22 protein-coding genes are annotated in these 21224 nt (G+C 70.3%); 4 read left to right on the top strand and 18 right to left on the bottom strand.

The features are described from left to right. Nucleotides 1-10: 10 nt before the first annotated feature. From IE246_RS06425 to IE246_RS06395, 7 genes are all read right to left on the bottom strand, one after another. Nucleotides 11-892 (bottom strand): GNAT family N-acetyltransferase, encoded by an 882-nt coding sequence (locus IE246_RS06425; RefSeq protein WP_229836551.1) that lies wholly within the window; start codon nt 890-892, stop codon nt 11-13. After that, nucleotides 889-1824: an allantoinase PuuE gene (gene puuE, locus IE246_RS06420; protein ID WP_444545902.1), complete on the bottom strand. Its 936-nt coding sequence runs from the start codon at nt 1822-1824 to the stop codon at nt 889-891. The genes IE246_RS06425 and puuE overlap by 4 nt, the downstream gene beginning before the upstream one ends. Beyond that, complete coding sequence (locus IE246_RS06415) at nt 1821-2552, bottom strand: aspartate/glutamate racemase family protein (protein ID WP_189988142.1); 732 nt, start codon at nt 2550-2552, stop codon at nt 1821-1823. The genes puuE and IE246_RS06415 overlap by 4 nt, the downstream gene beginning before the upstream one ends. A 204-nt stretch (nt 2553-2756) precedes the next feature. Further along, nucleotides 2757-3656 (bottom strand): ABC transporter permease, encoded by a 900-nt coding sequence (locus IE246_RS06410; protein ID WP_189988141.1) that lies wholly within the window; start codon nt 3654-3656, stop codon nt 2757-2759. A gap of 1 nt (nt 3657) precedes the next feature. After that, nucleotides 3658-4539 (bottom strand): ABC transporter permease, encoded by an 882-nt coding sequence (locus IE246_RS06405; protein ID WP_189988140.1) that lies wholly within the window; start codon nt 4537-4539, stop codon nt 3658-3660. Between the two features lie 238 nt (nt 4540-4777). Continuing rightward, nucleotides 4778-6070, bottom strand: a complete 1293-nt coding sequence (locus tag IE246_RS06400) for an ABC transporter substrate-binding protein (protein WP_189988139.1) — start codon at nt 6068-6070, stop codon at nt 4778-4780. Nucleotides 6071-6111: 41 nt separating this feature from the next. Beyond that, nucleotides 6112-7146 carry an ABC transporter ATP-binding protein gene (locus IE246_RS06395; protein ID WP_189988138.1) on the bottom strand — a complete coding sequence of 345 codons (1035 nt, stop codon included), beginning with the start codon at nt 7144-7146 and terminating at the stop codon, nt 6112-6114. A 129-nt stretch (nt 7147-7275) separates the two neighbouring features. Between IE246_RS06395 and IE246_RS06390 the strand changes: the two genes are divergently transcribed. Continuing rightward, complete coding sequence (locus IE246_RS06390) at nt 7276-8139, top strand: MurR/RpiR family transcriptional regulator (protein WP_189988137.1); 864 nt, start codon at nt 7276-7278, stop codon at nt 8137-8139. A gap of 281 nt (nt 8140-8420) precedes the next feature. Beyond that, nucleotides 8421-8678, top strand: a complete 258-nt coding sequence (locus IE246_RS06385; protein ID WP_189988136.1) for a hypothetical protein — start codon at nt 8421-8423, stop codon at nt 8676-8678. Here the strand turns inward: IE246_RS06385 and IE246_RS06380 are convergent. The 5 genes from IE246_RS06380 to IE246_RS06360 form a co-directional block, all read right to left on the bottom strand. Beyond that, nucleotides 8675-9580, bottom strand: coding sequence for a polysaccharide deacetylase family protein (locus IE246_RS06380; RefSeq protein ID WP_189988135.1), 906 nt, complete (start codon nt 9578-9580; stop codon nt 8675-8677). The genes IE246_RS06385 and IE246_RS06380 overlap by 4 nt on opposite strands. After that, complete coding sequence (locus IE246_RS06375) at nt 9577-10251, bottom strand: aspartate/glutamate racemase family protein (RefSeq protein WP_189988134.1); 675 nt, start codon at nt 10249-10251, stop codon at nt 9577-9579. The genes IE246_RS06380 and IE246_RS06375 overlap by 4 nt, the downstream gene beginning before the upstream one ends. Nucleotides 10252-10258: 7 nt before the next feature. Further along, nucleotides 10259-11566 carry a TRAP transporter large permease gene (locus tag IE246_RS06370; protein ID WP_189988133.1) on the bottom strand — a complete coding sequence of 436 codons (1308 nt, stop codon included), beginning with the start codon at nt 11564-11566 and terminating at the stop codon, nt 10259-10261. After that, complete coding sequence (locus IE246_RS06365) at nt 11566-12087, bottom strand: TRAP transporter small permease (protein WP_189988132.1); 522 nt, start codon at nt 12085-12087, stop codon at nt 11566-11568. Before IE246_RS06365 ends, IE246_RS06370 begins: the two co-directional genes overlap by 1 nt. Before the next feature lie 109 nt (nt 12088-12196). Beyond that, nucleotides 12197-13156 (bottom strand): TRAP transporter substrate-binding protein, encoded by a 960-nt coding sequence (locus IE246_RS06360; RefSeq protein ID WP_229836548.1) that lies wholly within the window; start codon nt 13154-13156, stop codon nt 12197-12199. Nucleotides 13157-13475: 319 nt separating this feature from the next. Here IE246_RS06360 and msrQ point away from each other — a divergent pair, with 319 nt between their 5' ends. Continuing rightward, nucleotides 13476-14363 (top strand): protein-methionine-sulfoxide reductase heme-binding subunit MsrQ, encoded by an 888-nt coding sequence (gene msrQ, locus IE246_RS06355; RefSeq protein WP_229836545.1) that lies wholly within the window; start codon nt 13476-13478, stop codon nt 14361-14363. On the opposite strand, the gene IE246_RS06350 is transcribed toward msrQ, so the two are convergent. The 6 genes from IE246_RS06350 to IE246_RS06325 form a co-directional block, all read right to left on the bottom strand. Further along, entirely contained in the window at nt 14360-15196 is an 837-nt protein-coding gene (locus tag IE246_RS06350; protein WP_189988130.1) for an FG-GAP-like repeat-containing protein, read from the bottom strand. The two genes, msrQ and IE246_RS06350, sit on opposite strands and share 4 nt — an antisense overlap. Continuing rightward, a complete protein-coding gene (gene upp, locus IE246_RS06345; RefSeq protein WP_189988129.1) occupies nt 15193-15828 on the bottom strand; it encodes a uracil phosphoribosyltransferase in 636 nt (211 codons plus the stop codon). The genes IE246_RS06350 and upp overlap by 4 nt, the downstream gene beginning before the upstream one ends. A 120-nt stretch (nt 15829-15948) precedes the next feature. Then, a complete protein-coding gene (locus tag IE246_RS06340) occupies nt 15949-16650 on the bottom strand; it encodes a TetR/AcrR family transcriptional regulator (RefSeq protein ID WP_189988128.1) in 702 nt (233 codons plus the stop codon). Nucleotides 16651-16693: 43 nt separating this feature from the next. Further along, nucleotides 16694-17776: an NAD(P)H-dependent flavin oxidoreductase gene (locus IE246_RS06335; RefSeq protein ID WP_189988127.1), complete on the bottom strand. Its 1083-nt coding sequence runs from the start codon at nt 17774-17776 to the stop codon at nt 16694-16696. Nucleotides 17777-17880: 104 nt separating this feature from the next. Further along, nucleotides 17881-18765, bottom strand: a complete 885-nt coding sequence (locus IE246_RS06330; protein ID WP_189988126.1) for a LysR substrate-binding domain-containing protein — start codon at nt 18763-18765, stop codon at nt 17881-17883. Between the two features lie 57 nt (nt 18766-18822). Then, on the bottom strand, nt 18823-19707 hold the full coding sequence (locus IE246_RS06325) for a LysR substrate-binding domain-containing protein (RefSeq protein WP_189988125.1): 885 nt from the start codon (nt 19705-19707) through the stop codon (nt 18823-18825). Nucleotides 19708-19814: 107 nt separating this feature from the next. Between IE246_RS06325 and IE246_RS06320 the strand changes: the two genes are divergently transcribed. Next, nucleotides 19815-21110, top strand: coding sequence for an aspartate aminotransferase family protein (locus IE246_RS06320; protein ID WP_189988124.1), 1296 nt, complete (start codon nt 19815-19817; stop codon nt 21108-21110). Nucleotides 21111-21224: the final 114 nt, after the last annotated feature.

Below are 21224 nucleotides of genomic sequence, written 5' to 3'. Positions count from 1 at the left end.
GCAGTCACGGTCACCCCAACTCGAAGGTGGTCACTCCGAACAGCCGGTCGAGCGGCAGCTGCGGGGCCGGACCGCGGTACATGCGGGCGGTCTCGAAGCCGGGCTCCAGGCCGTAGCGGCGGGCCAGCGCCACCGCCTCCGGGTTCGGCTCCGGCGGGTCGAGCACGATCGGCCCGGCCGGCGCCCCACCTGGCGCCCCACCTGGCGCCCCACCTGGCGCCGACGCGGCGAGGCGGCGGAACAGCAGGTCCGCGCGCCGGGCATCGTCGGCGAACAGCGGGCCGATCTTCGCCCCTTCCCGGCAGCTCCGGATCACGCCGTAGCCGGTGACCCGGCCATCCTCGACCAGCGCCCAGCCGGTCCGGGTCTCGCCGCCCAGCCAGCAAGTCATGAACTTGTCGCGCGGGGCCGGGAAGAACGGCCGGTCGTAGGCGATCACCGCGTCGACCAGCTCCGGCCCGATCCGCACCAGGCGCGGGTCCTGCGGTGCCTCGACCGAAACGGTGCCGGTGTAGCGGATGTTGCGGTAGGCCAGCACGAACCCGGACTTGCGGTAGTTGTCCTGCTGGTCCGGCACCCCGTCGAGCCCGATCACGCGGTCGCCATGGTGCGCCATCCCGGCCTGCCAGAGCCGGTAGCCGATGCCGCGGCCGCGCAGCTCCGGCCGGCAGATGTAGAAGCCGAGGAAGCCGAACCCCGGGCCGTAGTTCACCACCGAGATGCTGGCCGCCGGCTGGCCGTCGACGAACGCCATCCAGAACCCTTCCGGGTCCTCGGCCATGAAGCACGGCGCGTCCTCCAGACCCGGGTTCCAGCCCTCGGTCGCCGCCCACTCCACCGCGATGCCGACCTCGGCGGCGGTCATGGGCCTGATCTCGACGGTGTCGCTCACGATGCGGGCCTGTGGTTCTCGTGCCAGTGCCGGGCGATGTCGATGCGCCGGCAGATCCAAACGTCGCCGAACCCGGCGGCGTAGTCCAGGAACCGCATCAGCGCCGCGGTCCGCCCCGGCCGGCCGACCAGCCGGCAGTGCAGGCCGACGTTCATCATCTTCGGCGACTCGGCCCCCTCGGCGCGCAGCACGTCCAGGCTGTCGCGCAGATAGGCGAAGAACTGGTCGCCGCTGTTGAAGCCCTGGGCGGTGGCGAACCGCATGTCGTTGGCGTCGAGGGTGTAGGGGATCACCAGATGCGGCCCGTTCGGCCCCTCGAGCCAGTACGGCAGGTCGTCGGCATAGCTGTCGCTGTCGTACAGGAAGCCGCCCTCCTCCATCACCAGCTGCCGGGTCTGCGGGCTGATCCGGCCGGTGTACCAGCCGAGCGGCCGGCTGCCGGTGGCCTCGGTGTGCAGGCGGATCGCCTCCTGCAGCTGGCGCCGTTCCTCCTCGACCGGCATGTCCTGGTAGTCGATCCAGCGCAGCGCGTGGCTTGCGATCTCCCAGTCCGCCTCCTTCATGGCGGCGACCGCCTCCGGGTTGCGGACCAGGGCCGCCGTCACCCCGTATACCGTGACCGGCAGGCCGCGCGCGGTGAACGCCCGCCACAATCGCCAGAACCCGGCGCGCGAGCCGTACTCGTAGATCGACTCCATGTTCATGTTGCGCTTGCCGACCAGCGGCTGGGCGCCGACGATCTCGGACAGGAACGCCTCCGAGGCCGGGTCGCCGTCGAGAATGGTGTTCTCGCCGCCCTCCTCGTAGTTGATCACGAACTGCAGGGCCACACGGGCGCCGTCCGGCCACGCCGCGTGCGGCGGCGTGCGGCCGTAGCCGATCATGTCGCGGGGATAGTCCGGGTTCACCTGTCGCCTCCCTCGGCCCGTCATTCGGACGGTGCGAATTTCGCGAAGGCGCCAGCATAGTGCTTGGGCAGCGGTGGCGCATACCCGCCGATCCGACAGGTCGACACCCCGAGCCCGACCAGCGCCTCCACCAGCTTCACCGCCGCCGCGACGCCGTCGATCACCGGCAGGCCGTGCCGGGCCGTCAGGTCGGCCGCGAGATCGGCCATGCCGGCACAGCCCAGCACGATCGCCTCGGCCCGGTCCTCGGCCTTCGCCGCCTCGATCGCGGTGCCGATCCGCTCGCGGGTCAGCTCCGGGTCGTCGTGCAGCGCCAGTACCGGCAGGTCGACCGCCCGCACCCCGCAGCACCGCCGATCGAGCCCGTATTTCAGCAGATTGCCCTCGAGCGCCCCGATCGAACGGGCCAGGGTGGTGATCACCCCGAACCGGCCCGAGACCATGGAGGCGACGTGGTAGCCGGCCTCGCCGATGCCGATCACCGGCCGGGCGGTGGCCGAGCGGGCGGCGTCCAGGCCGGGATCGTCGAAGCACGCGACCACGTAGCCGTCGGCGTCGGGATGCGCCGCGATCTCGGCCAGCAGGCCCGGCACCGCGAACGCCTCGTCGTAGTAGCCCTCGATGCTGGCCGGGCCGTCCGCCGGGTTCACGGCGACGATCTCGGTCCCAGGGCTGGCGACCGCCCGCGCCGCCCGGCCGATCCCCTCGGTCATGGCGGTGGTGGTGTTCGGGTTGACGACGACGATCTTCACGGCACGGCCTCCTCGGGGACATTCGGTCACTGTTTATGGGCCCGTCACCTCGTGGGTCCCGGATCCGCCACGCCTGCGGCGCGTCGGTCTGGGATGACGTCAAGAAGAGCAAGCCGCTCACTACTCTGTCGTCATCCCGGACGAACGCGCCGCTCTCGGCGCGGACGATCCGGGACCCACGAAGCGACGAGCGTACCGCCAGCCCTACACCATCCCCTGCCCGGCGTCCGAGCCCCTGCGCTCCTGCCGGCGGCGGGCCCACAGGATCAGCGCCAGCGCCAAGCCGATCACCACGAACGACACCGCCGTGGTGACGGTGCCCAGCGCGTAGATCTCCGGCGTCGTCACCGTGGTGGTCAGGCCCTGCAGCTCCAGCGGCAGGGTGTTGACGTCGCCGATCGCCTGCGACGACCGCGCCAGCTCGTCGTAGGACAGGGTGAAGCCGAACAGCGCGACGCCGATCAGGCTGGGGCCGATGATCGGCAGCACCACGTAGCGGAAGGTCTGCCACGCAGTCGCCCCCAGGTCGCGGGCCGCCTCCTCGTAGGAGCGGTCGAACCGGTTGAACACCGCGAACATGATCAGCAGGCCGAACGGCAGGGTCCAGGTCAGGTGGGCGCCGAGGCCCGAGGTGAACAGCCCCATGGTGGTGGTGAAGCCGTCGACCAGCCACGGGAAGTCGCCTCCCATGGCATTGACCTGGTCGTCCAGCAGTCGGAACTCCAGACCGATGCCGAGGCTGACGCAGATCGACGGCACGATCAGGCTGGCCACGGTCACGAAGAACAGCGGGCCGGACCCGGCGAACCGCCGGCGGAACGCCAGGCCGGCCGCCACCGACAGCACCACCGTCAGGCCCATCACCACCAGGCCGAGCCGGATCGAGCGGCGGAACGCCGCCCAGATGTCGACCACGCCGACGCCCTCGTACAGCTTGGCGAACCAATGGAACGACACGCCGTTCATCGGGAAGGTCAGGCCGCCGTCCGGCCCCTGGAAGCTGAGCAGCACGATGGCGATGGTCGGGCCATACAGGAACAGCACGAACAGGGCGAACACCAGGGCCAGGATCCAGAACGCGGCGCCGCGCGGCTGTCCGGTCACGTCACAGCTCCTTCCGGATGTCGATCATCCGGGTCAGCCCCCAGATGATCAGCAGCACCACCGCCAGCAGCACCACCGCGTTGGCGGCGGCCGCCGGGAACTGCAGGTACGACATCTCGACCTGGATGATCTTGCCGATCGAGGCGATCTGCTGGCCGCCCATGACGCCGATGGTCACGAAGTCGCCCATCACGATGGTGACCACGAAGATCGAGCCGATGGCGATGCCCGGCTTGCACAGCGGCACCACGACGTTCCAGACGGTCTGCCAGCCGCTGGCGCCGGCGTCGCGCGCCGCCTCCAGCAGCGACCGGTCGATCCGCATCATCGAGTTGAAGATCGGCACGATCATGAACAGCGTGTAGAGGTGCACGAAGGCCAGCACGACCGAGAAGTGCGAGTACAGCAGCCAGTCCTGCGGCTCGCTCACCAGGCCGAGTCTCAGCAGCGTGTCGTTGACCAGCCCGTTGCGCCCGAGCAGCGGGATCCACGAGATCATTCGGATCACGTTTGAGGTCCAGAACGGGATCGTGCACAGCAGGAACAGCACGATCTGCATGGTCAGGGTGCGGACGTGGAACGCCAGGAAGTAGGCGACCGTGAACCCCAGGACCAGGGTGATCGCCCAGACCATCAGCCCGAACTCCAGCGTGCTGAGATAGGTGGCGAAGGTCAGGCAGAGGTCCGGCAAGTCGGCGATGCAGCCGTCGAACACGTCTAGATAGTTCTGCCCGGTGAAGGCGGGAATGATCTGGTAGCCGTTGTAGTCCCAGAAGCTGACCATCACGATCAGCCCGAGCGGCAGCACGAAGAACAGCAGGAAGACGAGCGCGAACGGCAGGGCCTGCCAGTACGGCGTCGATGTCTTGCCGAAAGCGCTCATGGTCTTCCCAGGTCCGGATAGGCTGCCGCCCGTAACCTCGTGGGTCCCGGCTCCGCCGCCCCTGCGGTTCGTCGGTCCGGGATGACGGCCTGGGGTGGGTGACGCGGCAGCCCACTTCCTTCCGTCGTCATCCCGGACAAACGCGCCGCCCTCGGCGCGGATGAGCCGGGACCCACGAGGCGACGTGCCTCAGGTCGAAGACGGGGAGACGGCGATGCCGCCTCCCCGCCCCGCATCGTCAGGCCGCGATGAACTCGTTCCACTTGCGGACCATGTAGCGGTTCTCGTCCATCACCGCGTTCCAGCAGGCGACGGCCCCCATGCGGTCCTCGAACGAGCCGCCGTCGCGCACGGTGCCGGCCTTCTCCATCACGGTGCCGTCCGGCGCCAGGATGTCCTTGGCGGCCGGCTTGCCGAGCATCCAGTAGTCCCACTCGTAGGCCTCCATGTTGGCCTGCGCGGTCGACAGCACCGCCGAGTAGTAGCCCTGGCGATTCAGGAAGGCGCCGGCCCAACCGGCCAGGAACCAGTTGATGAACTCGTAGGCGGCGTCGAGCTTCTTGCCCGACAGGGTCTTCGGCAGGCCGAGGCCGCCGGCCCAGGCGCGGTAGCCTTCCTTCAGCGGCTGGTAGGTGCACGGGATGCCCATCGAGCGCACCTTGGTGACCGCCGGCGACCACATCGACTGGATCACCGTCTCGCCCGAGGCCATCAGGTTGACCGACTCGTTGAAGTCCTTCCAGAACGCCCGGAACTGGCCGGCCTTCTTGGCCTCGGTCATGACCTTCAGGGTGAGGTCGATCTCCTCCTTGGTCATGTTGCCCTTGTCGGGATACCTGTACTCGCCCATGGATTCCACGACCATCGCGGCGTCCATGATGCCGATCGACGGGATGTTCAGGATCGAGGCCTTGCCCTTGAACTCCGGGTTCAGCAGCTCGGCCCAGCTGGCGATCGGCCGCTTGATCAGGTCCGGCCGGATGCCGAGGGTGTCGGCGTTGTAGACCGTCGGGATCAGCGTCATCCACTGGGTCGGCTCGGCCGCGAAATCCTTGCCGTCCTTGGCGGTCAGGAAGCTGACCTTCTTCGGCGCGGTGCCCTGGTCGCCGATCTTCTTGCCGTTCACCTCGCCGACGGTGAACACCGTCGTGATGTTGCCGGCCTCCTTGATCCTGCTGGTGTCCATGCCCTGGAGATTCCCGGTGGGCACGATGTTCTTCAGCATCCAGTACTCGGAATCCAGGATGTCGAAGCTGTTCGGCTGGGTGACGGCGCGCTTCACCACGTCGTCGGAGGTCACCGGGATGTACTCGATGTCGATCCCGAGATCCTCCTTCACCTTCTCCTTGATGCCGGCGTGCTGGTTGACCGCCGTCCCCATGTAGCGGAGCGTGATCGGCTCGGCCGCGATGATCGCCGGGAACCCGGTGATCGCGCCGCTGCCGACCGCCAGGCCGCCGGCCGCCGCCGCGCCCTTCAGGACCCGCCGGCGGCTGATGCCGACGGCATTCGTCTTCTTGGTGTTCGTCATTGCCGGTCTCCTCAACGGAAGCTCGTTTTCCCTGTTCGCGGTCAGGCGCTTCCCCCCGTGAGCGCGTGCGCATCCTCCGGTTTCCAGGCCGCGACGACCGGGTCGCCCAGCCCCACCGGATTGTCGAAGAACGCACGTTCCGCCACATCCACCGTCAGCTCGAGGTCCGCGTCGGCCGCGACCGTGACGCGCACCACGCTGCCCTGGAATTCGATACCCGCGACCCGGCCGGACCGCCGGATCTCGCCGTCCCCCGGCCCGCCGCCCCCAAGCGTGGCCGCATCGACCAGGCGCACCAGATCGTTGCGCACCGCAACCGCGCCGCCGGTCGCGCCCGGGCCGTCCTCGATCACGTTGTGGCCGCCGATGAAGCGGGCAACGAACAGGCTGGAGGGGGCGTTGAACACCTCGCGCGGGCTGCCGACCTGTTCGATGCGGCCGCCGTTCATCACCACGATCAGGTCGGCCAGCGCCATCGCCTCCTCCTGGGAGTGCGTGACGTGCACGAAGCTGATGGCGAGATCCTTCTGGAACCGCCGGAGCTCGGCGCGCATCCGCACCCGCAGGAACGGGTCGAGCGCCGACAGCGGCTCGTCGAGCAGCAGGATCCGCGGGTCGGTGATCAGGGCCCGGGCCAGCGCGACGCGCTGCTGCTGCCCGCCCGACAGCTGCGCCGGCAGACGCCCGGCGTAAGCGTCCATCTCGACGAGCTGCAGCATCCGGTGCGCCCGCTCGCGGCCATCGGCCTTGCCGATGCCACGCATCTTCAGGCTGAAGGCGACGTTGTCGAGGCAGTCGAGGTGCGGGAACAGGGCGTAGTTCTGGAACATCATCGCGGTGCCGCGACGCGCCGGCGGCAGGCCGTTGATCACCTCGCCGCCCAGCATGATGTCGCCGTCGCTGACCTCCTCGTGACCGGCGACCATGCGCAGGGTCGAGGTCTTGCCGCAGCCGCTGGGCCCCAGCAGGCAGCAATAGGTCCCGGCCGGCACGCGCAGCGATATGCCGTCGACCGCCACGGTCCGTCCGTACCGTTTGGTCACCGCCGCGAGTTCGAGACCGGCCGGCTCCGACATCGACGCTACCCCCGTACCGCCATATCCCCGATTTTGCACCGCCACACGAATGCTGCGATGCAGTATTTTGTGGACATACTGAAACACAGGTTTCAGTCTGTCCAGACCACAATTCGAGTTTTACGCACGATGGCGACGATCACCGATCCGCCCTCTCCTCCCGCCGGATCGCTGGAACAGCGGATCGTGGCGGCCTACGAGCGGCTCAGCCCGAACGAGAAGCGGCTGGCCGACCTGGTGCAGGAGCAGCCGCACCTGCTGGTCACCCATTCCGCGACCGAGCTGACCGAGCGGGCCGGGGTGTCGAAGGCGGCCGGCACCCGGTTCTTCCGGCGCCTCGGCTTCGAGAATTTCGAGGAGGCCCGCAAGCTGGTGCGCGACGCCCGCGCCTGGGGCTCGCCGGTCTACCTGGACGAGCGCGAGTCCCGGCCGTCGCGGGCGCTCGAGGCGCATCTGCGCAAGGACGTCGACAACCTGGTGCGGACCATCGAGACCCTGCCGTCCGAGGACGTCACCTCGATCGCCCGGGCGCTGGCCAATGCCCGCCGGGTCCGGATCTTCGGGCTGCGCAACAGCCACATCTTCGCGACCTACCTGCGCTGGCAGCTGATCATGGTGCGCGACCGCGTGGTGATCGCTCCCGGCGCCGGCGAGACCGCCGCCGAGTACATCGCCGACCTGGAAGAGCAGGACGTCGCGGTGGTCATCGCGGTGCGCCGCCGTCCGCCGGCGGTCGAGCGCTGGCTGACCGCCATGGCCCGCGGCAAGGCCCGGGTGCTGCTGGTCACCGATCGCTCGGGCCAGGCGCTGCGCGACAAGGCGACGTGGACGATCGCCTGCGACGTCCGCAGCACCGCCCTGTTCGACAGCTACGTCTCGGTGCTGAGCGTGCTCAATCTGCTGAGTTCCCTGGTCGCCGCCCAGCTCGGCGCCGAGGGTCGCAAGCGGCTGCGGGCCATCGAGGACGTGCACGGGGACCTGGGGGAACTCTGAGCCGCGAGGCGACCCGTTCCCCGCGGCGGACCGGCCCCGCCCCGGACCGAAATTCCGGTTTCCGGAAGTGCCGCGACTCCGAGGCGGACTGCGGTGCGAATCGTCGTGTTGTTCTCCGCGATTCGCATGCGGTATTTTGGGTGATTCGCACCCCCGGCTGGCACGCCGAGAGACGAGGAGCAGAGGCCATGACGCACCCCGGCGGCGCCGACCGATCGCGAGTGGTGGACCTGGCGGCACGCCGCCGCAAGCCGCCTGCGAAGCGTGTGCCCGGAGAGCCGGTGGCCTTCGGCGTCGAGCTGCCGGCGCGCGGGGACCTGGTGTTCTCGGTCGCCGCCCTCACCCAGCTCATCACCATCGCCGATCAGGCCGGGCTGGACGCGGCCGGCGACCTGGGGAACGCGATCGCCAGCCTGCGCCGCCGCCTGCGGGCGCACGACATCGGCCTGCCGCCCGCGCTCGAGGACATGATCGAGGGCCTGGGCGACCGCCCCGCCGGCGGCGCCGACCTTCACCTCCTGCAAGGCGGCACCAGCTAGTCCCACGCCGGCAGCCCGGCGACCGACCGCCAGTGCCGGGCGATCTGATCGCGACGGGCGACCCAGATCCGGCCCTTCTCCGCGATGTGGGCCATCACCTTGTCCAGCCCGGCGATCCGGCCGGGCCGGCCGATGATCCGCAGGTGCAGGCCGATCGACAGCATCTTCGGCTCGCGGCCGCCCTCCTCCCACAGCCAGTCGATGGCGTCGGTGCAGTAGCGCGCGAAATCGTCGGCGAAGGTGAAGCCGCCCTGGCGCTGGAACCGCATGTCGTTGGTGTCGAAGGCGTAGGGCAGCACCACGTGCGGCCGGCCCTCGACCGTCGCGACGTACGGCAGGTCGTCGTTGTAGGCGTCGCTGTCGTAGAGGAAGCCGCCCTCCTCGACCAGCAGCCGCCGGGTGTTCGGGCTCGGCGCCGAGCGGGTGTGCCAGCCGATCGGCCGGACCCCGGCGGCCTCGCGGATCTCGGCGACGCAGCGCGCGATCACCGCGCGCTCGTGGTCCTCGGCCATGCCGGCATGCCGCTCCCACCGGTAGGAATGGCAGGCGATCTCGTGGCCGCGCGCCACCGAGTCCCGGGCCAGCCACGGCGACAGGGTCAGGGCGCGGGCGCAGCAGTTCATGGTCGCCGGCATGCGGTAGCGGTCGAACAGCTCCATGATCCGCCAGTAGCCGGCCCGGGTGCCGTAGTCGAAATGGGTGTCCTTGCAGGGGTCGGGAGCGCCCGCCACCTCCTCGACGATCTCGTAGGTCGGCTCGTTGCGCTCGTCGCCGAGACTGACCGACAGCTCCGCCCCCTCCTCGACGTTGACCACGAACGATACCGCCAGCCGGGCGTCGGCCGGCCATTGCGGGTCGGGCCGGGTGTCGCCGTAGCCGCGCAGGTCGCGCTCGCCGTTCATCGATCCTCCTCCCCTGCCAGGCGCGCCGCCATCTCCCGCACCGCCGCCGGCACCGGCTCTATCAGCGGCACCGGCGAGGTCGCCGCCAGGGTCCGGGCGGCATCGGCCAGCGGCCCGCCGCCGATCACCACGGCCTCGGCGCCGTCCTCGGCGACCGCCCGGCGGATCAGCCCGTCGAGCGCCGCCAGCACCCGGTCCGGGTCGGCCATCAGGGCGTGCGGCTCGTCGGTCGTGCACGGGATCGAGGCCAGCCGGGCGGCCAGCCCCAGCCGCTCGGCGTAGCGCCGGACCCAGTCGACCAGCCCGGGCGTGGTCATCGCCACCGAGAACCGCCCGACCGCGGCGGCCGCCCGCATCGACGCCTCGCCGATCCCGACCACCGGCACCGGCAGCGCCGCCCGCACCCGGTCGATGCCGGGGTCGATGTAGGCCGACACGATGACGCCGTCGAAGCCGCCGAAATCGCGGCCGGCCGCGACGGCCACCGCGGTCTCCGCCACCTCGCCGCCGGCGTCGTCGACGATCAGCGCCGGCGACGCCGCCGTGGTGTAACCCTCGACCCGCAGCCAGTCGGGCGCCGCGTCCCGCGCCGCCGCGACCATCCGCCCGGTCGCCGCGGTATTGGAGTTCGGGTTGGCCAGCAGCACCCGTCGCACCGCCGTCGTGGTCATCGGGCGCTCATCGGGCCGCGACCATCCACTGCACCGGCCAGAGCGCCAGCTCCGGCACCGCGGTGATCACCACGATGCCCAGCAGCATCAGGAAGAAGAACGGGATCGAGGCCTTCGTGACCTGCAGGATGTCGCGCCCGGTCATGCCCTGCAGCACGAACAGGTTGAAGCCGACCGGCGGCGTGATCTGGGCCATCTCGACGACGATCACGGTGAAGATGCCGAACCACACCAGGTCGATGCCGGCGTCCTTGACCATCGGCAGCACGACCGCCGCCGTCAGCACCATCATCGACACCCCGTCCAGGAAGCAGCCGAGGAAGATGTACAGGATCGTCAGCACCACCAGCAGCATGGTCGGCGACAGGTCGAGCGCGTCGACGTAGCCGGCCAGGACCCGCGGCACGCCGGTGAAGCCCATGGCGATCGACAGGAACGCGGCGCCGGCCAGGATGAAGGCGATCATGCACGACGTGCGCACCGCCCCCATCAGCGCTTCCATGAACGACGCCCAGGTCAGGGACTTCGACCACCAGGCCAGAACCAGGGCACCGATCACGCCGACCGTCGCCGCCTCGGTCGGGGTCGCGAAGCCGCCGTAGATCGAGCCGATGACCACGAAGATCAGCAGCATGACCGGGATCAGCAGCCGCGAGGCCCACAGCTTCTGACGGAGCGTCGTCCGTTCGGTCTCCTTCGGCGCCAGGCTGGGATCGATGGTGGTGCGGATCATCACGTAGGTCATGAAGATCGCGATGATCACGATGCCCGGCAGCACCCCGGCGATGAACATGCGCGAGATCGACTGCTGGGCGATCACGCCGTAGACGATCAGCATGATCGACGGCGGGATCAGCAGGCCGAGGGTGCCGGAGCCGGCCAGCGTGCCGATCGACAGCCCCTCGTCGTAGCCCCGCTTCTTGAGCTCCGGGATGCTCATCCGGCCGACGGTGGCGCAGGTCACCGCGCTCGACCCGGCGACCGCGGCCATCACGCCGCAGCCGACGATGTTGACGTGGAACAGCCCGCCCGGCAGCCGCGACAGCCAGGGGGCGAGGCCGTTGAACATGTCCGACGACAGCCGCGTGCGGAACAGGATCTCGCCCATCCACACGAACAGCGGCAGTGCCGTCAGCGCCCAGTTCCAGCTGGCGTCCCACACCGTGGTCGCCAGCAGCGATCCGGCCGGCGCCGGCGAGAAGAACTCCAGCGCGATGAAGCCGACCGTCAGCAGCGCCGGCGCCACCCACAGGCCGCTCGCCAGCAGCGCCAGCATGGCGCCGAACAGGATCAGGGAAATCGCACCCGCGTCCATCACTCGTCTCCCGGGCCGGACAGGACGGTCTCGGCATTGGCCTCGTAGGACGGCACCGCGCCCGTCAGGATTCGGATGAATTCGTCGACCAGGGCGATGGTCAGGATCACCCCGCCGAGCGCCATCGCCAGCCGCGGGATCCAGAACGGCACCGCCAGCAGGCCGGGGCTGATCTCGTGGAAGACGTAGGAGTAGTAGACCAGATCGCCCGCCCAGTACGAGAAGTACGCCATGCCGGCGGCACCGAACCCGACCGACCACAGCTCCACCGCCTGCCGGACCCGGCCCTTGGTCAGCCCCACCAGCAGGCTGACCCGGATGTGCGCCCCCTGCTTGAAGGTATGGGCGAGCCCCAGGAACGTCGCCGCCGCCATGCTGAAGCCGGCGCTCTCCGTCGAGTCGATCGCGACCCCGAAGAACCGGCCGACGATCTGGGCGATGATGGTGGCGGCGATCGCCACCAGGAACACGGCGGCCACGTAGCCGCTCCAGAGATACAGGGTGTCGAGTGCGCGTCGCACGGCGGTCACCGATCAGGTTGGAAAGCCGACGGGCCCGGCCGCCGTTGCCGGCGACCGGGGGTCGGCAGAGTCACTGCAGAGTCACTGCAGAGTCGTCACTGCAGGGTCGTCACTGCACCGCGAGATAGCGGTCGAGGACCGCCACCGCCTCCGGGCTGGCGGTCTTGCGCCAATCGTCCATCATCGCCACGCCGATCGTCTTCATGGCGTCGATGACCTGGGCCGGCGCCTTCGCGGTCTTCATGCCGTTCTTCTCCAGAACCTTGATCTGGTCGGCGGTGGTCTGGGCGCTCATCTCCCAGCCGCGCAGCTCGGCATTGGCCGCCGCCTTCAGGATGCCGGCCTGGTCCTCCTTCGACAGCGCCGAGAAGTAGCGCTCGCTAACGATCACCGCGTTCTTCGACAGGATCGCGCCGGCATAGGTGAAGTTGCTGGTGTTGTCCCAGGCCTGAATGTCGATGCCGGTCTGCGGGCTGGTGAACAGCGCCTCGATCAGGCCGGTGGAGAACGCCTGCGGGATCTCGGCGAACGGCAGGATGGTGGCGTTGAAGCCGAGCATCTCGCCCATCTTCTGGGTCGCCGTGGAGTAGATCCGGAGCTTCTTGCCCTTGAAGTCCTCGGTCGAGTTGACCGGGAACTTGGTGTAGAAGCCCTGCCCCGGCCACGGCGTGTAGTACAGGATCCGCATGCCGTCCTTGGCGAACTTCTGGTCGAAGTAGCCCTTCTGGAGATCCTTCAGCATCCAGGCCTCGGAATAGGTCGAGGCGATGAACGGCAGGCCGGCGAGGATGTACATCGGATCCTCGTTGCCGTAGACGCCGAGCCGGATCTCGCCGATCGGAACCTGGCCGCGCTGGACGGCGGTCTTGATCGCGTCCAGCTTGATCAGCGAGTCGTTCGAGTTGAGGTTGATCTTGACGCTGGTGTTCTTCTCCACCTCGTCGATGAACATCCGGATGTTCTTGGTGTGGAAGTTGTCCTCCGAATAGCCGGAGGCCATGATCCAGTCGACCGCGAACGCCGGTCCGCTCGCGACGGTGAGTGCGGCGCCGACTAGGGCCGATGCCACCCGATTCCGTGTCCAAGCCATCCCCGAAATCCTCCTTATTGATGCTGCCACCTGCGCCCTTCACCCGATCGAGAGGAAGGGCAGGTCGCTCGATAGTCCGAGAAAGGACCCCCGAGGTTAGCAAGATCGAGTCCAGCCGGCACCCCTCGCGGGAATCCCGCCGAAACCGGGGTTTCAGGGATCGGGATCACGGGATTGTGCGTGCTGCGTTGCACAAACCACAGGCATGGACGGCCGCGGATGGTTCATTTGCAGGCGGGCTGAAACCAGATGGCCGGTCGGCTCATTGTTGAGGCCGCAACCACGGGGAGACGATCGCATGTCGATGGCGACCGGCACGACCGAGCGGGATACGGCGGGGCGTCGCCCGGCCTGGCGCTGGCTGCCCTGGACCGACGGCGCCGGGCGCTTCTCGGCGCTCAAGCTGGCCGTGTTCTCGGCCCTGCTGGTGCCGGCCGCCCTGCTTCTGGCCGACGCCGTCGCCGGCAGTCTGGGACCGCGGCCCTGGAACCTGGCGATCCACCGGGTCGGCTGGTGGACCGTGGTGTTCCTGATGGCCTCGCTGACGGTGACGCCGCTGCGCCGGACCCTGCGCTGGAACGCCCTGATCTCGGTCCGCCGGATGGTCGGCGTCGCCGCCTTCCTGGCGACCGCCCTGCACCTCGTGCTGTACGCCGGCGAGCAGGCCTGGGACCTCGGCAAGGTGTCGAGCGAGATCGTCCTGCGTTTCTACCTGACGATCGGATTCGTGGCGCTGCTCGGCCTCGCGGCCCTGGCCGCCACCTCGACCGACGGCATGGTGCGCCGGCTCGGCGGCCGGCGCTGGCAGGCCCTGCACCGGCTGGTCTACCCGGTCACCGCCCTCGCCCTGGTGCACTTCTTCATGCAGACCAAGGCCGACGTGACCGAGCCGATCCTGTTCAGCGGGCTGTTCGTCTGGCTGATGGCCTACCGGCTGTGGCGCCGGCGGTTCGGGGATCCGGCCCCGGCCGGCCTGGTCGGGCTGGCGCTCGTCGCCGCACTGCTCACCGCCGCCGGAGAGGTCGTCGGGATCGCGATCGCCTTCCACGCGCCGCCATCGGTGATCGTGCGGGCGCTGTTCGACTTCGACGCCGGCATCCGTCCGGCCTGGTGGGTTCTCGCGGCCGGGCTGGCGGTGGCGGCCGGCGCCCTGGCGCGGCGGCAAGGGCCGCTGGCCCACCGCTAGCGCAGTTCGATGACGGCTACCTTGCCGTCTTCCAGCGGCACGGCGAGCCGATCGGGCCGCTCGACCCGGATGCGGTCGACGACCCGCGCCGGCAAATCGTGCATCCCGATGCTGTGCAAACCGTCGGCGAAGCCCACCAGTACGACGCGCCGGCGCGACAGGTCCGGGACCGCGAGGTCGAGCGCCCCGTCGCCGTCGGCGTCGACGGCCGCCGCCAGCGACAGCACCCGCGATCCGATCGCATGGCTGGAATATCCGCCCGCGGGGCCGGCGACCCGAACCAGACGGCCGTCGCGCAGCTCCAGGAGTTCCAGCAGTCCGGCGAGATGCGGCATCAGCACCACCGCGATCCGGGGTCTGCCGTCGCCCCGGAAGTCGGCGATCGCAGCGATCGACAGCCAGCGGTTCGCCAACCCGATCGGCTCGGTCGCGGCGATCTCGGCCAGGTTCCCGTCCCGGAGGCCGTAGACCGCCACCGCCGCGCCGGCCGCCAGGTCCGAGCGGATCGTCACCACCTCGTTGGTGCCGTCACCGTCGAGGTCGGCGAGCCGCGGCGTGATGTCCTCGAACACCCGGTCGTGCGGCAGTACGTGCTCGTACCGCCGCCCCCCGTGGTCGACCACCACGAGGCTGCCCGCCTCGATCGCGTCGCCGAGGACACCGTGGTCGTAGCGGTCGGTCGGCCGCTCGTACCAGGCCTGCACGACGCCCCGGCCGGCCGCTTCCGCCACCAGCCCGTCCGGCAGGCGCTCGGCCACGGCGGCCGAAGCCGCGGCCAGCAGGACACCGAACAGCCCGGCGCCGAGCGACAGCGCGGCCCCCGTCCCGGTCACTTGGTGCCGTACATCCGGTCGCCGGCATCGCCGAGACCCGGCATGATGTAGCCGTGGTCGTTCAGCTCGCGGTCGATCGCCGCGGTGTAGACCGGCACGTCGGGATGCGCCTTGGTGAAGGTGGCGATGCCCTCGGGTGCCGCCAGCAGGCACACGAACTTGATGCGGGTGGCGCCGGCGTCCTTGATGCGCTGCACGGCGGCCGCAGCCGAGTTGCCGGTCGCCAGCATCGGGTCGACGGCGATGCACAGCCGGTCGCCGATGTGCTCCGGCAGCTTCATGTAGTACTCGACCGGCTCCAGCGACTTCGGATCGCGGTACAGGCCGACATGGCCGACGCGGGCCGACGGCACCAGGTCGAGCATGCCGTCGAGCAGGCCGTTGCCGGCCCGCAGGATCGACACGAAGCACAGCTTCTTGCCTTCCAGCTTGGGCGCCTGCATGCGCTCCAGCGGGGTCTCGATCTCGATCGACGTGCATTCGAGATCGCGCAGGACCTCATAGGCCAGCAGCAGGCTGATCTCGCGCAGCAGCATGCGGAACTTGGACGTCGTCGTCGTCGCCTCGCGCATGATCGTCAGCTTGTGCCGGATCAGCGGATGGTCGACCACGACCGGGTTCGGGTGCTCCATCGGGGCGGCCTTTCAGGATGTCGGAACAGGCCGAAAATGTCGGTCCCGCCTCGGGCTGGCAAGAGGGAGCGAGCGCCCCCCGTTCCGCACCCCGTGCCGCAACCGACGTTGGCCGCGCGGTCAGGCCTTCGACCGGGGCCCGACTCGGCCGACCGGCTGCGGCAGCACCCCGAGGCCGCGCAGCACGAGGGCGGTCACGGTGCCTACGGCGACCCGGAAGTCGCTCTCCTCGAGTTGGTCGACCGCCAGCACTGCGGTCACCTGCGGCGCGAAGTCGGCGTAGGTCTGGGTCATCGCCCAGATCGCGAAGAACACGTGCTCCGGCGGCAGGTCGGCCATCATGCCGCGGCTCTGCCAGACTCGGAACACCGCGCCCTGGCGCTCGACCCAGTCGCGCAGGGTGCCGCGCAGGTAGTCGCCGATCACCGGTGCCCCGGTGATGATCTCCATGGCGAACACCCGCGAGCCGTCGGGCCGCTCGCGCGACAGCGTCATCTTGCGCTCGATATAGCCGGTCAGCGCCTCGGCCGGGTCGTCGTCCACGCTGATCTCGCCGAGCGCCGCCAGCCAGGCCTCGAGAATGTCGGTGATGACGGCGTGGTACAGGGCTTCCTTGCTTTTGAAGTAATACAGCAAATTCGCCTTTGGAAGCATTGATTCTCTTGCAATTTCATCAAGCGTCGCGCCCTGGTAGCCAGTTCGCGCGAACACCTTTTCGGCCGCCGTCAGGATGCGACGGCGGTTGCGTTCGCCGACGCGGCCGCGGCGCCGGGACGAAGACGCCGGCTTTGCGCCGGCGTCGGAAGAAGCGATATCGGTCATGCCCAGAGAATAGGCACCGAACCGGGTTGACCGGAACCCCGTATCAGCCGCAGCCGGCCCGGGCCAGTGCCGCCTCGGTCTCCGCCGCCAGCGCCGCCATCAGTTCCGACGCGGTGGTCCGGCGCGCCAACCGCACCCCCTGGCCAGCCCACAGCGACAGGTACTCGGCCTTGCCCTGCTGGCCGGCGGCGGTCCGCATCGGGCGCGTCAACCCGTTCTGCAGTGGGAAGTCCAGGATGCCGTCCGGCCCCGCCCCGCTCTCCACATCGTCCATGAAACGGTTGACGATGCCGCGCGCCGGCCGCCCCGAGAACGCCCGGGTCACCCGGGTGCGGTGCTCGGCGGCGCCCAGGATCGCCGCCTTGTAGGCCTCCGGCACGCCGGCCTCGGCGCAGGTCAGGAACGCCGTCCCCATCTGCACGGCCTGCGCCCCCAGCACCAGGGCGGCGGCGATCCCGCGACCGTCCATGATGCCGCCCGACGCGATCACCGGCGCCGACACCGCGTCGATCACCTGCGGGACCAGCGCCATGGTGCCGACCACGCCGGACTCTAGGTCGCCGAGAAACGTACCCCGGTGGCCGCCAGCCTCGCCGCCCTGGGCGACGATCGCGTCGACCCCGGAGCGTTCCAGCGCCACCGCCTCGTCGACCGTGGTGGCGGTGCCGATCACCGTCATGCCGCGGGCCTTGGCGGCCTGCACGGCGCTGTCCGGCAGCAGTCCGAGGGTGAAGCTGAGCACCGAGGCACCGGTCTCCAACACCGCTTCCAGCCGGTCCTCGAACCCATCGGCTGGAGCGGTCGGCGCCTCCGGCGGCTCCAGCCCGAGTTCGGCGAAGAACGGCGCCACCCGGTCCAGGGCCGGCCGCAGGTCGTCCGGCACCCGCGGCGCGGGCTGCGGGGCGAACAGGTTGACCCCGAACGCCCGGTTGGTGCGCGAGCGGATGGTCCGGGCTGCCTCGCCGATCCGGTCGAGGGCGAGATACTGCGCACCGACGAAGCCGATGCCGCCGGCCTCGGCCACGGCGGCGACCATCGCCGGCGTGTCGCCTCCGCCGGCCATCGGCGCCTGGATCACCGGGTGCTCGATCCCGAGCAACGTCATCAACGGGGTGCGGACCGGCATGACCGGCTCCTTCGGTTGTCTCGACCGGACAAACCTAGGAAGCGCAGGGCATCGCCGGAAACGGATTGTCGTGATCGCCGCCATCGCAAAAAGCGATGGCGGCGCTACTCCGCCGCCGCCGCCCGCTGCCCCGACCGCGCGCGCTCCAGGAACGCCGCCAGCGCGCTCGACACCCGCGCGTCGGTGCGGCGCACGAACACGGTCTCCACCCGCCCTTCGGCCGCCGGCAGCTCGTGAACCGCCACCCGGCCGTCGCGCCAGACCGGGCCGATCAGGCGCTTCGGTAGCAGGGTGACGCCGAGCCCGGCCGCCACGGCGCCGAGAATCGCCTCCAGGGTTCCGAACTCCAGCCGCCGGTAGCCCACGGCGCCGCGGGCGGCCAGGATCTCCTCCAGCCGCTGGCGGTAAGAGCAGCCGGCCCGCAGCACCACGATCCGCAGATCGCGGCGCCCGGCCAACGCCTCGGTCGAACGAACCGACGGCGCCGTCAGCACCGCAAGGTCCTCCCGGAACACCGGCTCCACCTCCAGATCCGGGTGGTCGACCGGCCCGCACACGAACGCGCCCTGGACCTGCCGGTCGAGCACCGCCGCGATCATCTCCGCGGTGGTGCCGGTGCGCAGGGTCAGGTCGACCTCCGGGAACGCCCGGGCGTAGCCGGTGAGCACCGGCGACAGGTGCAGCGCCGCCGTGGTCTCCAGCGAGCCGACCACCAGGTCCCCGCGCGGCGTGCCGTCGTCGCGGACTGCCGCCGCCGCCTCGGCCAGCAGGGCCGCGACCCGCCCGGCATAGGGCAGCAGGCGCCTTCCCGCCGCGGTCGGCTCGACGCCGCGGCTGTGGCGCCGGAACAGCGGCTCGCCGAGTTCCTGTTCCAGCCCGCGGATGCGCGCGGTGACGTTCGACTGCACGGTGTTCAGCTCGGCCGCGGCCCGGCTCATCCCGCCGAGCCTGGCGACCGCCTCGAACACCCGGAGATCGGAGGCGTCCATGGCAACCCCATCACTTGGACAGATGGATCATGGGACAAACGGACGGAACAAGGAATATCACCGGCCGGCCGCGGCCAGCAGCCAGCCCCGGACCAGGCCGATGGCCGCCCGGTCACCGGCATCCCCGCCCGGCAGCAGCCAGTAGGCGGCGGTCGAGACGGTATGGTCCGGCAGCGGCGCCACCAGGCGTCCGTCCGCCCGCTCCTCCTCGGTCAGGACGTCGCTCTCCAGCACGATGCCCAGGCCCTTCACAGCCGCGTCGATCGCCACGTCGGACGGGTCGAGTTCCATGGCCGGGCCGGTCCGTCGCCCCGCGACGCCGTGGCGCCGGAACCACTCGGCCCACGACAGGCCGTTGCCGCGCGTCCCGATCAGCGGCCGGTCCAGCAGGTCGGCCGGCATCCGGATGCCCGCGGCCAGGACCGGCGCGCACAGCGGCTGCAGCGTTTCCTCCAGCAGCGGCTGCGCCGACCGCGCCCAAGTCCGCGTGTCGCCGTAGACGATCGTCAGGTCGAACCCGGCGTCGCCCGGATGCCGGTCGCGCTCGGCGTTCACCCGGATATCCAGGCCGGGGTTGGACGCCAGCAGTGCCGGCAGCCGCGGCAGCAGCCAGCGCCCGGCGAACGACGGCGGGGTCTGCACCCGCACCACCTCGGTGCGCCGGCCGCGGCCGCGCCGGGCCATCCGTTCGGTCGTGCGGCGCAGCTGCTCGAAGCCGTCGCGGATGCCGGCGAAGAACTCGCGGCCCTCGTCCGACAGCTCGACGCCGCGTCCGACCCGTTCGAACAGCGCGATGCCGAGCCCCGCCTCCAGCGCCCGGACCTGATGACTGACCGCCGAGGGCGTCAGGCCGAGCTCGTCGGCGGCGGTGCGGAAGCTGCCCCGGCGGGCGGCCGCCTCGAACACCACGAGCGCGCGTAACGGCAGGCTGGATCCGGTCATGGCGACAGAGTGGTGAATTCACCTCACCTGTCCAGCGAGTTCTTTGCGCTTGCGGAGATCCCGGCCCTGGCCGCCTGATGATGGCGAACGCGCCGAAGGAGGCCGCCATGGACGACGCCGCGATCCGGACGAACGACAGCTTCTGGGCCCGGGCCAACCGGCACCTGATGCGTTACGGCGGCGACTTCGTGCCGTTCGTGCCGGTGCGCGCCGAGGGCAGCTTCCTGTATGACGCCGACGGCCGCCGCGTGCTCGACTTCACGTCGGGACAGATGAGCGCGATCCTCGGCCACTGCCATCCGGAGATCGTCGGCACCGTGCGCGACTGGGTCGGCCGGCTCGACCACCTGTTCTCCTCGATGATCTCAGCCCCGGTGGTCGACCTGGCCGAGGCCCTGGCCGCCCTGGTACCGGCCCTGCCGCGCTCGATCCTGCTGTCGACCGGCGGCGAGGCCAACGAGGCGGCGATCCGGATCGCCAAGCTGGTGACCGGCAAGTGGGAGGTGGTCGGCTTCGCCCAGTCCTGGCACGGCATGACCGGGGCCGCCGCCTCGGCGACCTACAAGGCCGGGCGGCGCGGCATCGGCCCGCTGATGCCGGGCTCCTACGCGATCCCGGCGCCGAACGCCTACCGCCCTCGCTTCCCGGGCGTCGACTGGCGCCGGGAGCTGGACGATTCCTTCGACCTGCTGGACCGCCAGTGCACCGGCAACCTCGCCGCCTTCATCGCCGAGCCGATCCTGAGTTCGGGCGGCGTGATCGACCTGCCGCCGGGCTATCTCGCCGCGCTGAAGGCGCACTGCGAGGCGCGCGGCATGCTGCTGATCCTGGACGAGGCGCAGACCGGCATCGGCCGCACCGGCCGGATGTTCGCGTTCGAGCGCGACGGCGTGGTGCCGGACATCCTGACCCTCTCCAAGACCCTCGGCGCCGGCCTGCCGCTGTCGGCGGTGATGACCTCCGACGCGGTCGCCGACGAGGCCGAGAAGCGCGACTTCCTGTTCTACACCACCCACGTCAACGATCCGCTGCCGGCCGCCGTCGGCCTCAAGGTCCTGGAGGTGGTCCAGCGCGACGGCCTGGCCGAGCGGGCCCGGGTGTCGGGCGAGCGCCTCGCCGCCGGCCTGCGGGCCTTGCAGGAGCGGCACCCCTGCATCGGCGACGTCCGCGGCCGCGGCCTGCTGCGCGGGCTGGAGTTCACCGACCACGGCGGCCGGACCGCCGGCGAGCTCTCCGACGCCGTCACCGACGCGACCCTCGAGCTCGGCCTGTCCGCCAACATCGTGCGGGCCGGCAGCTCCGGCGGCACCATGCGCATCGCCCCGTCGCTGACGGTGACCGACGACGAGATCGACCTCGGCGTCGAGCTGCTCGGCAAGGCGATCGCGCGGGTGTCGGGCTGAGGCCCGGCGGAGCGCACCGGTCCACTCCCCCTCATGTCGTCATTCCTGTATGCGCGGGCCACCGTTTCGAGATGGCGAGGAGTTGTTCGCGATCTGGATTTGGAGGCAGAGTGA

The organism is Thalassobaculum fulvum, from assembly GCF_014652915.1.
GTDB classification, from domain to species: Bacteria; Pseudomonadota; Alphaproteobacteria; order Thalassobaculales; family Thalassobaculaceae; genus Thalassobaculum_A; species Thalassobaculum_A fulvum.
The sequence above is the reverse complement of the archived record's forward strand: the minus strand, read 5'-3'. Positions and strand labels throughout refer to the sequence as shown.